This is a genomic window from Marinobacter sp. LV10R510-11A (genome assembly GCF_900215155.1).
GTDB lineage: Bacteria > Pseudomonadota > Gammaproteobacteria > Pseudomonadales > Oleiphilaceae > Marinobacter.
Window position 1 is genome coordinate 1,368,788 of record NZ_LT907980.1, and the last position, 13,851, is coordinate 1,382,638.

Below are 13,851 nucleotides of genomic sequence, written 5' to 3' on the forward strand. Positions count from 1 at the left end.
TTGCCGTTTTCTTGACGTTCGACCCAAAGTCACCTAAAACCTCTATCAAACTACATCAGCATGCACTCCTAATAGTTTGACCTATATCGATATAAATATGACAGGCACGAAAAATGCATCGCATTCGCAAAGCATTGATAAATTCTGCCAGCGAGTGAGCCGTAGTGAAAAACATACCATCGATAAAGCGAAGCACCACTCAGCTAAAAGATCTGGCAGCCTTGCGGCAGGCCTACCAAGGGTGGTCAAACGCTCCCGACCCCCTTACAAAGCTTACGCGCCGCCTTTCCACTAGCCTTTCGCTGGAAACCCAGCTCGGCATTCTGGCCGAAGAAATGGCCAGCATTATTCCGTTTGATTCCCTGAGCTATCGTCATCAGATCGCACAACGGGATTTCGTATACGTCACCGGGATGGGCGGGCCCCACCGCTGTGAATACCGGCTCAACCTTGAAGGCGTGTGCTACGGCACCCTGACACTGAATCGTCGGCACAAATTTTCAGACGATGAGCTACAGGGCATTGAAATGCTCATCAGCGCAGCCATTTGCCCGCTACGCAACGCCTGCCAGTTTATTACCATTGAACAAGCGGCACTGACCGATGCACTGACCTCTATCCCTAATAAGCGCGCACTCGATGAGCACCTCCAGCGGGCAAGCCTACTTTCAGACCGTCATGGGGAGGAATATTCGCTGATTCTTTGCGACTTGGATCATTTCAAAGCGGTGAACGACCAACACGGGCATGTGGTGGGTGATCATCTGTTGCGGCTGACCGCGGAGGCTATCGAACGCGCGATCAGAAACTCCGACAGCGTTTACCGGTTTGGCGGAGAAGAGTTTGCAGTTTTGCTCCCCCATACAGGCGAGCAGGAAGCACGAGATGTAGCCGACCGGGTACGCAACGCTGTTGCCAACATTAGAGTCGACTGCGGCGGCACTGAACTGTCCGTAACCATCAGCTGCGGCGTCGCCCGGCACTTGGCAGAAGAAGTCGCAAATCAGTGGATAACCCGCGCTGACGAGGCGCTTTATAGAGCGAAAGACCAAGGCAGGAACTGCACCAAGGTGTTTGCAAGCATCGGCTGAATAGCCTGCCCAAAATTGCAATCAGGCTATCCGCTTTCTAACCTTTCTGCGCCTTACTTGTCAGAATGAGCCTTGCGGGGTCTGCCAGGCGCCCCTTTTTTTGGCTTGCCGGCACCATCGCGAGGTTTGTCAGAGCCACCACGGGATTTATCAGAGCCACCGCTGCGTGCAGGCTTGGTATCACTCACATCCCAGCGCCGGCTCCCAGCTTTTCTGGCGCCACTCCCTGGGCTTTTTCTTCTCTGCCGCTCATGTGCAGCCTTTTCGTCCGGGGTTTTCTGCGGTATATCAACTGATTCGAGCCCGACCGTTGAGCTAAGGGTATCCACTGCCTTTTGATCTAACTCTTCCCACTTACCGAGTGTCAACCTGCTAGGTAGGAAAATCGGCCCATAACGCACCCGCTTCAAGCGGCTTACGCGCACCCCTTGAGACTCCCACAAACGCCGAACCTCACGGTTACGACCTTCCAGAAGCGTAACGTGGAACCAGCGATTTATTCCGCTACCGCCCGCCGGGCTAAGGTCGCTGAACTTGGCCATGCCGTCTTCAAGCAGCACGCCCGCCATCAGGCGCGCAATCATGGCGTCATCAACCTCGCCAAATACCCTGACAGCGTATTCACGGTCAATTTGACTAGACGGGTGCATCAGGCGGTTGGCCAGCTCACCATCGGTTGTGAAAAGCACAAGCCCTGTGGTGTTGATGTCCAGCCGGCCGATCGAGATCCAACGGGTATCCCTAAGCCTTGGCAGGCGGTCGAAGACGGTGGGTCGACCCTCGGGATCTTTACGGGTGGATAGCTCACCTTCGGGCTTGTTATAGATCAGAACCCGTCGCACCGTAACAGCCGCCCCGGCAACGTCTAGTCGCTTTCCACCCAGCTCAAAACGATCATCCACCGTTGCCTTCTGGCCCGGTGCCGCAGGATCGCCATTTACCGTAAGGCGCCCTGAGTCCATCCAGCCTTCAATTTCCCGGCGTGAGCCAATACCGGCACGGGCGAGGAGTTTCTGAATTCGCTCCGGGCCTTCGTTAGTGGCCGTATCTGCGGCCGGTTTTACTTTTTTTCCGGGGCGTTCTGACGCCATGAAAATAATCCTTAGTCGCTGACTGATACCCGAATGGTATCAGTGAATTGTCTGGTCTGGCGGGCTATCGTCCACGGGCTCTGCCGGTGCGGAGTCAAACTTAATCTTGGCCTGAATGTTCTTTTCGATTTCCCGGCCTATTTCGTCCAAATCCCGGATCTCGGATAACGGCGGCAACTGACCCAGACCAGAAAGATTGAAATAGTCGAGAAACTGCCGGGTTGTCGCATACATAGCAGGCCTGCCGGGAACATCCCGGTGCCCCACGACACTTACCCACTCTCGCTCAAGTAATGTACGAATGATATTGCTGCTTACCGTAACACCCCGAACGTCTTCGATTTCGCCGCGGGTTATGGGCTGTCGGTAGGCAATCAAAGCAAGGGTTTCCAGCAGAGCCCGGGAATACCTCTGAGGCTTCTCCTCAAACAGACGGCTGACCCAGGGAGCAAACTCCTCTCGAACCTGCAGGCGGTAACCACTGGCCACTTTACGCAGCTCGAATCCACGCCCCTCACACGCTTTGCCAAGAAGCACCATTACATGCTCCATAACCTGCCGGGCTGGGCGATCATCCTCGGCAAACAGTTCCCGAAGCTGATCAAGAGTGAGGGGTCTTCCCGCTGCAAGCAACGCTGCTTCGGTAATAGCCTGAATTCTCGAAAGGTGCTCTTCGCTCATGATAACTCTACGTTTTTACAGTGCGGAGTGTTCTATCGGGCTGCCCGCGCGCGCACGTGAATCGAACCTAGGACGTCTGTCTGCACTAATTCAATCAACTGCTCTTTTACAAGTTCCAGCGTTGCCAAAAACGTGACCACTACCCCAAGCCGCCCTTCTTCTTCGGTAAACAAGCTCTGAAAGGCAACAAACTGATCACCCTGCAATACCGACAGAATGGCTGACATCCGTTCCCGGGTGGACAACCTTTCTTTTTCAACATGATGACTGACAAAAAGGTCGGCCCGCTTCAGTACACCCTGAAGCGCAAGCAGCATATCCTGCAGATCGACATCCGGATGGGGCTGATTTGACGCTAGCTGCGGCAGAGCAGCGGATACAGGCAAAGTGTCTCGCTCCATCCGTGGCAACGCATCAATGTCTTCTGCGGCCTGCTTGAAGCGCTCATATTGTTGCAGCCGGCGAATCAACTCTGCTCTTGGATCCACCTCTTCTTCTTCATCACTCTCCTGCCTCGGCAGTAGCATACGAGATTTGATTTCTGCCAACGTAGCCGCCATCACTAGGTATTCTGCAGCCAGATCAAAGCGCATAGCTTCAACGGCTCCAATGTAGTCCATGTACTGCCGGGTGATGTCGCTTACGTCTATATCCAGAATGTCCATATTCTGGCGTCGAATAAGGTAAAGCAAAAGATCAAGAGGGCCTTCAAAGGCCTCAAGAAACACCGCAAGGGCATCCGGCGGAATATACAAGTCGCTGGGAAGATCAATCAGTGGCTTTCCAGATACCCGTGCCAGTGGCGGTGGTTTGGGCTTAGCGATAGCTCAGGCCTATGGCCGCACGGACTTCCTCAAGTGTATCGCGGGCTGCATCACGGGCATGCTCACGCCCTTCTTGCAGAATCGACTGCACAAGATCTGGGTTGCCTTCGTACTCTTTAGCTCGCTCACGCAATGGCCGCTGCTCTTCAATAATGGATTCAATCAGCGGCGCTTTGCACTCGAGGCAGCCGATACCGGCGCTGCGGCAGCCCACCTGAACCCACTCTTTTGTTGCCTCATCAGAATACACTTTGTGCAGGCCCCACACCGGGCACTTCTCAGGCTCGCCCGGGTCTGTACGCCGAACTCGCTGAGGGTCGGTCTGCATGGTGCGGACTTTCTGTGCCACGCTGTCCGGCTCTTCCCGCAGACCAATGTAGTTGTTATAGGACTTGGACATTTTCTGCCCGTCCAACCCTGGCATCTTGGATTCCGGCGTCAGCAATGGCTGGGGCTCTGGCAAAATAACCTTACCGCCGCCTTCAATAAACCCGTACAGGCGCTCGCGATCGCCAAGAGAAATGTTTTGTTGTTCCATGAGCAAGGCGCGAGCTGTATCCAAAGCCTCTAGGTCACCCCCTTCCTGATATCGCTTTTTGAGAGTGCGATAAAGTTTGGCGTTTTTCTTGCCCATCTTGACGATGGCCGACTCCGCCTGCTCTTCAAACCCCGTTTCGCGTCCGTAGATATGATTGAATCGGCGGGCAATTTCACGGGTAAATTCAACGTGAGATACTTGGTCCGCACCCACCGGTACTTTGCCCGCGCGATACATAAGTATGTCGGCGGTTTGCAGCAGCGGATAGCCCAGAAATCCATAGGTCGCCAAGTCTTTTTCACGCAACTTTTCCTGCTGATCCTTATAGGTGGGAATACGCTCCAACCAGCCCAGTGGCGTAATCATGGACAGCAGCAGGTGTAGCTCCGCATGCTCGGGCACCTGCGACTGGATAAACATGGTGGACGAGCCGGGATTAACCCCTGCCGCCAGCCAATCAATTACCATATCCGAGACGCTTTGCTCGATACCGGAAGGATCGTCGTATTGCGTAGTCAGGGCATGCCAATCGGCGATAAAGAAGAAGCACTCAAATTCGTGCTGGAGTTTCACCCAGTTTTTTAGCACACCATGGTAATGACCAAGGTGAAGCTTGCCGGTCGGACGCATACCGGACAAAACCCGTTGCTGGGAATCTACTGAACTCAAAGCACAAACTCCTTCTTTTGAATGGGATTCGCCCATAGTAGATCAGACGACCTGGCATTATAAATAAAAAACCCCCGCTCTGCAGAACAGAACGGGGGTTTTTTTGGAAGAAACCAACTTACCAGCCGGTTACTTCCTTCAGAGCCTTGCCAATTTCAGCCAAACTGCGCACGGTTTTCACACCAGCGTCGTTCAGAGCAGCAAACTTTTCGTCGGCTGTGCCCTTACCACCGGAGATAATCGCACCGGCGTGGCCCATACGCTTGCCTGGAGGTGCTGTAACACCGGCAATGTAGGAAACCACAGGCTTAGTAACGTTCTCTTTAATGAATGCAGCCGCTTCTTCTTCAGCGGTACCACCAATTTCACCAATCATTACGATGGCTTCTGTTTGCGGATCGTCCTGCAGAAGCTGGAGAATATCGATGAAGCTGGATCCCGGAATCGGGTCGCCACCAATACCTACACAGGTAGACTGACCGTAGCCGAAATCTGTAGTCTGCTTGACTGCTTCGTAAGTCAGGGTGCCCGAACGAGACACAATACCGACCTTGCCTGGCTTGTGAATGTGGCCTGGCATGATGCCAATCTTGCACTCACCCGGGGTGATAACACCTGGGCAGTTAGGCCCGATCATGCGAACGCCTTTACGATCAACGTATTCTTTGGCGTACAGCATGTCGATGGTCGGAATACCTTCAGTGATGCATACGATTAGCTCAAGGCCGGCATCCGCTGCTTCAATGATGGCATCTTTACAAAATGGAGCCGGAACATAGATAACGGTTGCCTGAGCACCGGTCTTTTCTACAGCTTCACGTACGGTGTTGAACACCGGCAGGCCAAGATGCTCGGTACCGCCTTTACCAGGGCTAACGCCACCAACCATTTTGGTGCCGTATTCGATAGCCTGCTCAGAGTGGAATGTACCCTGTGCGCCGGTGAAACCTTGGCAGATAACCTTGGTGTCTTTATTGATCAGGATGCTCATTATTTACCCCCTGCGGCTTTAACGACTTGCTCTGCAGCATTCGCCAGACTTGTGGCGGCGATAATGTTCAGGCCACTTTCGGCGAGTACCTTGATGCCCTTCTCAGCGTTGTTGCCTTCGAGGCGCACAACCACGGGAACCTTGACGCCCACTTCCTTAACCGCACCAATGATGCCCTCGGCGATCATGTCGCAACGAACGATACCACCAAAGATGTTCACCAGAACGGCCTGTACGTTGTCGTCAGACAAAATGATCTTGAACGCTTCGGATACGCGCTCTTTGGTCGCACCGCCGCCAACGTCCAAAAAGTTGGCCGGGCGGCCACCGGAAAGCTTGATGATGTCCATGGTACCCATGGCCAGGCCAGCACCGTTCACCATGCAGCCGATGTTGCCTTCAAGCGCAACATAATTCAGTTCCCAGGCTGCGGCTTCCGCTTCACGAGCATCTTCTTGTGAAGGATCGCGCATTTCCTGCAGCTTCTTCTGACGGTACAGAGCGTTGCCGTCGACACCGATCTTGGCATCTAGGCAGTGCAGATCGCCGGCCGGAGTGATAACCAGCGGGTTGATTTCCATCAGCGCCAGATCATAGTCTTCAAACAGTTTCGCCAGGCCCATGAAGATCTTGGCGAACTGACCAATCTGCTTGCCTTCCAGGCCAAGTTGAAACGCCAAATCGCGACCTTGGTATGGCTGTGCGCCTACCAACGGATCAATTTCGGCTCTCAGGATTTTCTCTGGAGTTTCTTCCGCAACCGTTTCAATTTCAACACCACCTTCGGTGGACGCCATGAATACGATACGGCGAGAGCCACGGTCGACAACCGCGCCCAGATACAGTTCCTGATCGATATCCGTCAGAGATTCAACTAGAATTTTGCTGACCGGCTGGCCGTGCTCGTCGGTTTGGAAGGTAACCAGCTTCTTACCCAACCACTGTTCCGCGAATGCGCGGATGTCGTCGGTGCTCTTAACCAGCTTTACACCGCCGGCTTTACCGCGACCACCAGCGTGAACCTGAGCCTTAACAACCCAGCTATCGCCGCCAATTTTTTCTGCAGCTGCGACTGCTTCATCGGCGGTGTCGCAGGCAATGCCTTGTGATACAGGCAAGCCATATTCAGCGAAAAGCTGTTTGCCCTGATATTCGTGCAAATTCATAGTTAGTGTCCCACTTTTTGATGGAGGATAACCACGTACGGAAAGTGAACCCGCGACTCCCCATAAGGGGAATCTTTACTGCGAATTCGGCTCGGCGAGCAGGGGGTCACACCTTAGCTCGCCATGATCGCAACCGGAAATCAGCTGTTTTTATGGTAAAGGGGCGCCATCACGGGCGCCCCTGCTTCCTGGTTTGCGTTACTTCTTTTTGCGACGGTTCGCGATATGAATCGCGCCACCGTTAACGGCCAGTGCTGCCTCGTGCACAGACTCGGACAGAGTTGGGTGTGCAAAACAGGTCAGCGCCAGATCTTCTGCACTGGAGCCAAATTCCATGGCAATAACACCCTGAGCAACGGTTTCTGATGCTTGTGGGCCTACAACGTGGAAGCCAAGAATTCGGTCAGTCTTCTCGTCGGCAATAATTTTCACCATGCCAGAGGCGGAGTTTGCCGCCATCGCGCGGCCGTTAGCCGCAAACGGGAAGGTGCCAACCTTATAAGCCTCACCTTCTTTCTTGAGCTGCTCTTCGGTTTTACCTACCCAGGCCACTTCTGGCGATGTGTAGATAACATTAGGAATGCAGTCATAGTTCACTTGGGGTTTCTGGCCGGCAATACGCTCCGCAACCATAACGCCCTCTTCCGAAGCTTTGTGCGCCAGCATCGGGCCACGTACCACGTCGCCAACGGCCCAGACGCCCGGCGCCTCGGTTTTGCACTGGTCATCAACGAAGATAAAACCACGCTCATCCAGGTTAACGCCAGAATCCGCTGCCAGTAGATTGTCGGTGTATGGCCGGCGGCCAACCGCAACAATCAACTTGTCGACTTTTAGTTCCTGTTTGCCCTTGCTGTCTTCGTAGCTCACGTTGACCAGCTTGCGCTTGACCTCTGCGCCGGTTACACGGCCGCCCATTACGATATCCAGGCCCTGCTTACGGAAGTGCTTCAGAGCATCTTTGGCAATCTGTTGATCCACTGCCGGCAGGAAGGTGTCCTGAGCTTCAAGTACCGTCACTTCGGAGCCCAGCCGCGCCCATACGCTGCCCAACTCAAGGCCGATAACACCGGCACCGATAACACCAAGACGCTTGGGAACTTCATCAAATTCCAATGCGCCTTCCGAATCAAAAATATACCCTTCCGTCATGGGTGCGGGGGGAATCTCGATAGGCTTGGAACCGCTGGCGATGATTACGTTATCGGCTTCGTAGGTCTTTGTCTTACCGTCTTTATCGGTGACTTCAACCTGGCGGTTCGCCAGTAGCTTGCCGTGACCATAAATAGAAGTTACGCCGTTAGCTTTAAACAATCCGGCAATACCACCGGTCAGCTGTTTAACAATGCCACTCTTGCGCTCCATCATTTTAGCGATGTCGATTTTGACATCCTTGGCGATGATGCCCTGCATCTCATAGTCGTGGCTCGCTTCCTCAAACTTGTGAGAAATTTCCAGCAATGCTTTGGATGGAATACAGCCCACGTTCAAGCAAGTACCACCAAGCACCTGGCTTTTACCATCGATGGAAGTCCACGACTCGACACATGCGGTTTTGAGGCCAAGCTGAGCAGCTTTTATGGCGGCAACATAGCCACCCGGGCCAGAGCCAATGACGATTACGTCGTACTTATCAGACATAGTTAATCCTGTTTTCCGATTCGTTAAGTGTCAGCTCACACGTCCAGCAGAATACGCGCCGGGTCCTCGAGCATTTCCTTGATGGTCACAAGGAACTGCACCGCCTCCTTGCCATCGACCATGCGGTGGTCATAGGACAGCGCAAGGTACATCATCGGACGAATCTCCACCTTGCCATTTACCGCCATCGGGCGTTCCTGGATTTTGTGCATACCCAGAATAGCTGTTTGCGGCGGGTTAAGGATCGGTGTAGAGATAAGCGATCCAAAAATACCACCGTTGGTAATAGTAAAGGTACCACCGGTCATATCTTCAATTGAAAGTTTGCCACCTTTTGCTTTGGTGCCGTACTCAACAATCTGTTTCTCGATGTCTGCCAAACTCAACGCATCCACATCGCGAATGACCGGAACCACCAAGCCTCGTTCGGTGGACACTGCGACACCGATATCCTGGTAGCCGTGATACACCATATCGTTGCTGTCGATAGACGCGTTAACCGCGGGGAAACGCTTCAGCGCTTCGGTTGCGGCTTTGGCAAAGAACGACATAAAGCCCAGCTTGATATCGTGACGCTTCACAAAGCTCTCTTGGTATTGCTTGCGCAGCTCCATGATGGGGCCCATGTCGACCTCATTAAAGGTCGTCAGCATGGCGGCAGTTTGCTGTGCATTAACCAGTCGCTTGGCGATGCTGGCCCGCAGGCGAGTCATGGGGACTCGCTTTTCCGGGCGCTCGCCCGCAGCAACATTCACCTCAGGCATGGCTGCTGGCGCCGCCTTCGAGGAGCCACCTGAGGACTTGGCTTTATCCACATGGCTCTGAACGTCTTCTTTCGTGACGCGACCGTCTTTTCCGGTGCCTTTCACTGCACTCGGATCAACGTCGTTCTCATCGGCCAGCTTGCGTGCTGCTGGGCTAAGAATCGCGTCGCCAGAATCTTCATTCTGCTCAGGTTTGGCCTCGCCCTTATCGGTATCGGCATCGGCATCGGCCTTACTGTTCTTGCTATCGGCGGAGCCGGAATCATCCACAGCACCTTCTTTGAATTTACCGATAACTTCACCGCTTTCCACGGTGTCGCCTTCACCTTTGAGGATGTCTTCAATGACGCCGTTAGCCGGCGCAACAACTTCAAGAACCACTTTATCGGTTTCGATATCGACAATCAGGTCGTCACGTGAACAGGCTTCGCCAGGCTGTTTATGCCAGGTCGCGACGGTACCTTCTGCGACCGACTCCGGGAAAACGGGGGCTTTAATCTCAGTAGACATTACAGTTCCTTAGTTCGGTAGCTCGTCAGATGTCAAACGCGTCGTTAACAAGTTTTTTCTGCTCTTCAATGTGCACTGACATATGTCCAGCTGCCGGGGCGGCGGAGGCATCACGGCCGGCGTACTGAAGATTCAGTTTGGGGCTCAGGCGCTGCAGCGCATTGCGCATGTGATGCTGACTGCAATACCAGGCACCCTGGTTCATTGGCTCTTCCTGACACCATACAACATGCTTAAGCTTAGGATACTGAGCCAGAGTTTCGTCCAAATCTTCATTGGGGAACGGGTAAAGCTGCTCAATACGTACGATGGCAACGTCGTCACGCTCTTCGGTCTTCTTCTTTTCCAGCAGGTCGTAATAAACCTTACCGCTGCAAAGAACAACCCGAGTAACCTTCTTCACATCTGGCGCTTCTTTTTCGGGAAGCACCGTCTGGAAGGTGCCCGACGTCAGGTCTTCAAGATTTGACGTTGCTTCTTTGTGGCGCAGAAGGCTTTTAGGCGTGAGTGCGATCAGAGGCTTACGCAGTGGGCGCTTCACCTGTCGACGCAACATGTGAAAGACCTGAGAAGGCGTTGTAGGCACACATACCTGAATGTTGTGCTGTGCAGAGAGCTGGAGGAACCGCTCAAGGCGCGCAGAACTGTGCTCAGGCCCCTGCCCTTCATACCCGTGCGGCAATAGCAGGGTGAGCCCGCATAGGCGCCCCCACTTGAGCTCGCCACTGGTGAGGAACTGGTCGATGACAACCTGAGCTCCGTTTGCGAAGTCGCCAAACTGAGCTTCCCAGACCACCAAAGTGTCCGGCGTGGTGGTTGCATAGCCGTATTCGAACGCCATCACCGCTTCTTCAGAAAGCAGCGAGTCGTAAATTTCAAACTTCGGCTGTTTGTCGGAAAGCTCTGCAAGCGCAATATGCCTGGAGCCGTCTTTTTGGTTGTGCAGAACTGCGTGACGGTGAGAGAAGGTTCCACGACTCACATCCTGACCCGTTAGCCGGATTGGATGGCCCTCATTCAACAAGGTCGCATACGCCATGATCTCGCCGTAACCCCAGTTAATGGGCAGTGCACCGGCAGTCATTTTTTCGCGATCAGTGACAATTTTGGAAACCTGGCGCTGAATGCTGAACCCTTCGGGTACTTGCGTCAGCTTTTTGCCCAGCTTTTGGACGGTCTTCAGTGGCACACTGGACTTACACTTGGCAGTCCATTCATGGCCAAGATAGGGTGCCCAGTCAACATAGAGATCTTTGTTGGGCTCTTTTACAAGAGACTTGACCACGTGCTCGCCATTATCAAGCGCGTCACGGTAGTCATTTTCCATCTGCTTAACTTCGTCTTCGGTCACAACACCTGCGGCGATCAACTTCTCTGCATAAATGGTGCGGGTCGTTTTCAGCTTACGGATTTTTTCATACATCATCGGCTGGGTTGCAGCAGGCTCATCGGCTTCGTTGTGCCCGCGGCGGCGATAGCACACTAAATCAATCACAACGTCGTTATTGAACTCATTGCGATAGTCCATGGCCATCTGCGTAACAAAGACCACCGCTTCGGGATCGTCTGCATTCACGTGAAGAATCGGCGCCTGAACCATTTTCGCAACGTCGGTACAGTATTCCGTGGAGCGCGCATCTTCCTGCTTACTGGTTGTGAAGCCAACCTGGTTATTGATAACAATGTGGATGGTACCACCCACACCGAAGCTTCGGGTCTGGGACATCTGGAAGGTTTCCATCACCACACCCTGGCCGGCAAACGCAGCATCGCCATGCATGATGACGGGAACCACCTGATTGCCTTTGGTGTCCTCACGGCGGGTCTGGCGTGCACGTACCGAACCCTCAACCACCGGAGATACAATCTCGAGGTGAGACGGGTTAAAGGCTAGCGCCAGGTGAATTTCGCCGCCATCCGTCAGTACGTTGGAGGAGAAACCCTGATGGTATTTCACATCACCGGTGCCAGAGGCTGCGAGCGTTTTACCTTCGAACTCATCAAACAGTTCTTTCAGATTTTTGCCGAGCGTGTTCACCAAAACGTTCAGGCGACCACGGTGTGCCATGCCCAGTACGATTTCCTTGGCACCATAATGACCTGCACGCTGAATCAGCTCGTCCATGCAGGGGATGAGGCTTTCGCCACCCTCAAGGCCAAAACGCTTTGCGCCCGGATAACGGGAGCCAAGATATTTTTCTAGGCCTTCAGCCGCCGTTAAGCGCTCCAGAATATGCTTACGGGTACTGGCCTCATAACCCGGCTCGGAGCGAACAGGCTCCATGCGCTGCTGAAACCAGCGTTTAATGCGGGTATCAACTATGTGCATATATTCGGCGCCGATGCTGCCACAGTATGTCTGGCGCAGCCCGTCGACAATATCTCCGAGCTTCATGGTTTCAGAGCCGAAGCTCAGAGAACCCGTTTGGAATTCCAAGTCACGATCGGACTCAGACAGCTCATGAAAAGCCGGATCGAGATCCTCTACTTTCGGACGCTGCCATACACCGAGAGGATCAAGTTTGGCTTCCTGATGACCGCGGAAGCGATAGCCATTGATTAGCTGGAGAACGCGAATCTGTTTTTTATCAGCATCTGACGTTGCACTGACAGGCACGCCGCCATTCGCGAGAAAACGCTGATTACGGGATATGTGTTTAAACTGTTCACGGATCGAAGAATGATTAACGTCGCGGCCTTGATAGCCATCAACGCTGGGAAGCCTGTCAAAATAGCTCCGCCACTCTTCCGGAACGGCATTGGGGTCTGTCAGGTAGGTTTCAAAAAGCTGTTCAACATAGGTCAGATTTCCACCCTGCAAGTGGGAAGTCTGCCATAACTGCTCCATGATGCTTTCTTGCATTTTGAATAGCTCACCTTGGGCTGGTGCGGGGGAGCCAAGTATGGTCGGCCAGCGGTAACTATCAGTCAATACGGGTTTTTACGGGATCGACTGCGGCCACCACACTCAACACGGATATTTTCCGTCCCCCAATGATTTTTATATTCAGCAACGCCGTAAGAAAACAAGGTAAGTTCCCGCCACGGCCTGCGTAGTGTGCACCCGGGTAAGACCTTTGACTATAAGCCTTTGGTTGAAGGCCCCACATTTATGCGAGGCCTTCCGGGGTTCCAACCTGTTCAGACCAGTATAGCGCCTGATTACAACTCTGCTACTTACGTAGCTCGGTGCAACAGAAGATTCCGTATGTTGCCAATTGCCTTTGTGGGGTTAAGGCCTTTTGGGCAAACGCTAACACAGTTCATGATGCCCCTGCAGCGGAACACGCTGAACGCATCATCCAGATCGGCTAAACGCTCCGCCTGAGCCGTATCCCGGCTGTCAGCCAAAAAGCGATATGCCTGCAGCAGGCCTGCCGGGCCAATAAACTTGTCCGGGTTCCACCAGAACGATGGGCAGGCCGTTGAACAGCATGCACAGAGAATACACTCGTACAAACCATCCAGCTTTTCGCGCTCCTCTGGTGACTGCAAACGCTCCATAGCCGGCACGGGCTGATCGTTAATCAAGTACGGCATTACTTTTTCGTACTGCTTGTAGAACAGGCTCATATCAACGACCAGATCGCGGATAACCGGTAGACCTGGCAGTGGGCGCAGCACCAGCTTGTCTTTTTTGACAACCTGAGACATAGGCGTAATACAGGCTAGGCCATTCTTGCCGTTCATATTCATGCCGTCTGAACCGCAAACGCCTTCACGGCATGAGCGGCGATAGGCCATAGACTCATCTTTCTCTTTGATGAGGTTGAGCACGTCAAGAACCATCAGATCCTTGCCAGCCGGAAGCTCAACATCCACGTCCTGCATGTAAGGGACGCTGTCAGTTTCCGGGTTGTAACGGTAAAGGCTTACCAACATAGT

11 protein-coding genes are annotated in these 13,851 nt (G+C 53.4%); 1 reads left to right on the forward strand and 10 read right to left on the reverse strand.

The window, feature by feature from the left end:
- Positions 1-164: 164 nt before the first annotated feature.
- The gene (locus CPH80_RS06560) at positions 165-1,091 is read left to right on the forward strand and encodes a GGDEF domain-containing protein (RefSeq protein WP_096276263.1); all 927 of its coding nucleotides are present in this window, start codon (positions 165-167) and stop codon (positions 1,089-1,091) included.
- A 53-nt stretch (positions 1,092-1,144) separates the two neighbouring features.
- Here the strand turns inward: CPH80_RS06560 and rluB are convergent, their stop codons facing one another.
- From rluB to CPH80_RS06610, 10 genes are all read right to left on the reverse strand, one after another.
- Positions 1,145-2,182, reverse strand: coding sequence for a 23S rRNA pseudouridine(2605) synthase RluB (rluB, locus tag CPH80_RS06565; protein WP_096276266.1), 1,038 nt, complete (start codon positions 2,180-2,182; stop codon positions 1,145-1,147).
- A gap of 39 nt (positions 2,183-2,221) precedes the next feature.
- Positions 2,222-2,863, reverse strand: a complete 642-nt coding sequence (scpB, locus tag CPH80_RS06570) for an SMC-Scp complex subunit ScpB (protein WP_096276268.1) — start codon at positions 2,861-2,863, stop codon at positions 2,222-2,224.
- A gap of 32 nt (positions 2,864-2,895) precedes the next feature.
- On the reverse strand, positions 2,896-3,687 hold the full coding sequence (locus CPH80_RS06575) for a segregation and condensation protein A (RefSeq protein ID WP_096276270.1): 792 nt from the start codon (positions 3,685-3,687) through the stop codon (positions 2,896-2,898).
- Complete coding sequence (locus CPH80_RS06580; protein WP_096276272.1) at positions 3,680-4,894, reverse strand: tryptophan--tRNA ligase; 1,215 nt, start codon at positions 4,892-4,894, stop codon at positions 3,680-3,682. Before CPH80_RS06580 ends, CPH80_RS06575 begins: the two co-directional genes overlap by 8 nt.
- A 118-nt stretch (positions 4,895-5,012) precedes the next feature.
- Entirely contained in the window at positions 5,013-5,885 is an 873-nt protein-coding gene (gene sucD, locus CPH80_RS06585) for a succinate--CoA ligase subunit alpha (protein WP_096276273.1), read from the reverse strand.
- Positions 5,885-7,051 carry an ADP-forming succinate--CoA ligase subunit beta gene (sucC, locus tag CPH80_RS06590; RefSeq protein ID WP_096276275.1) on the reverse strand — a complete coding sequence of 389 codons (1,167 nt, stop codon included), beginning with the start codon at positions 7,049-7,051 and terminating at the stop codon, positions 5,885-5,887. The genes sucD and sucC overlap by 1 nt, the downstream gene beginning before the upstream one ends.
- A 198-nt stretch (positions 7,052-7,249) precedes the next feature.
- Complete coding sequence (lpdA, locus tag CPH80_RS06595) at positions 7,250-8,692, reverse strand: dihydrolipoyl dehydrogenase (RefSeq protein ID WP_096276277.1); 1,443 nt, start codon at positions 8,690-8,692, stop codon at positions 7,250-7,252.
- 35 nt (positions 8,693-8,727) lie between these two features.
- Entirely contained in the window at positions 8,728-9,966 is a 1,239-nt protein-coding gene (gene odhB / locus CPH80_RS06600; protein WP_096276279.1) for a 2-oxoglutarate dehydrogenase complex dihydrolipoyllysine-residue succinyltransferase, read from the reverse strand.
- Positions 9,967-9,991: 25 nt separating this feature from the next.
- Complete coding sequence (locus CPH80_RS06605) at positions 9,992-12,829, reverse strand: 2-oxoglutarate dehydrogenase E1 component (RefSeq protein ID WP_096276281.1); 2,838 nt, start codon at positions 12,827-12,829, stop codon at positions 9,992-9,994.
- A gap of 314 nt (positions 12,830-13,143) precedes the next feature.
- Positions 13,144-13,848, reverse strand: coding sequence for a succinate dehydrogenase iron-sulfur subunit (locus CPH80_RS06610; RefSeq protein ID WP_096276283.1), 705 nt, complete (start codon positions 13,846-13,848; stop codon positions 13,144-13,146).
- Positions 13,849-13,851 lie beyond the last annotated feature (3 nt).

Bases quoted from the DNA above. Each gene is read 5' to 3' on its own strand.
- lpdA (WP_096276277.1), bottom strand. From the start codon at position 8,692: ATGTCTGATAAGTACGACGTAATCGTCATTGGCTCTGGCCCGGGTGGC.
- sucC (WP_096276275.1), bottom strand. From the start codon at position 7,051: ATGAATTTGCACGAATATCAGGGCAAACAGCTTTTCGCTGAATATGGC.
- CPH80_RS06605 (WP_096276281.1), bottom strand. From the start codon at position 12,829: ATGCAAGAAAGCATCATGGAGCAGTTATGGCAGACTTCCCACTTGCAG.
- odhB (WP_096276279.1), bottom strand. From the start codon at position 9,966: ATGTCTACTGAGATTAAAGCCCCCGTTTTCCCGGAGTCGGTCGCAGAA.
- CPH80_RS06610 (WP_096276283.1), bottom strand. From the start codon at position 13,848: ATGTTGGTAAGCCTTTACCGTTACAACCCGGAAACTGACAGCGTCCCT.
- rluB (WP_096276266.1), bottom strand. From the start codon at position 2,182: ATGGCGTCAGAACGCCCCGGAAAAAAAGTAAAACCGGCCGCAGATACG.
- sucD (WP_096276273.1), bottom strand. From the start codon at position 5,885: ATGAGCATCCTGATCAATAAAGACACCAAGGTTATCTGCCAAGGTTTC.
- scpB (WP_096276268.1), bottom strand. From the start codon at position 2,863: ATGAGCGAAGAGCACCTTTCGAGAATTCAGGCTATTACCGAAGCAGCG.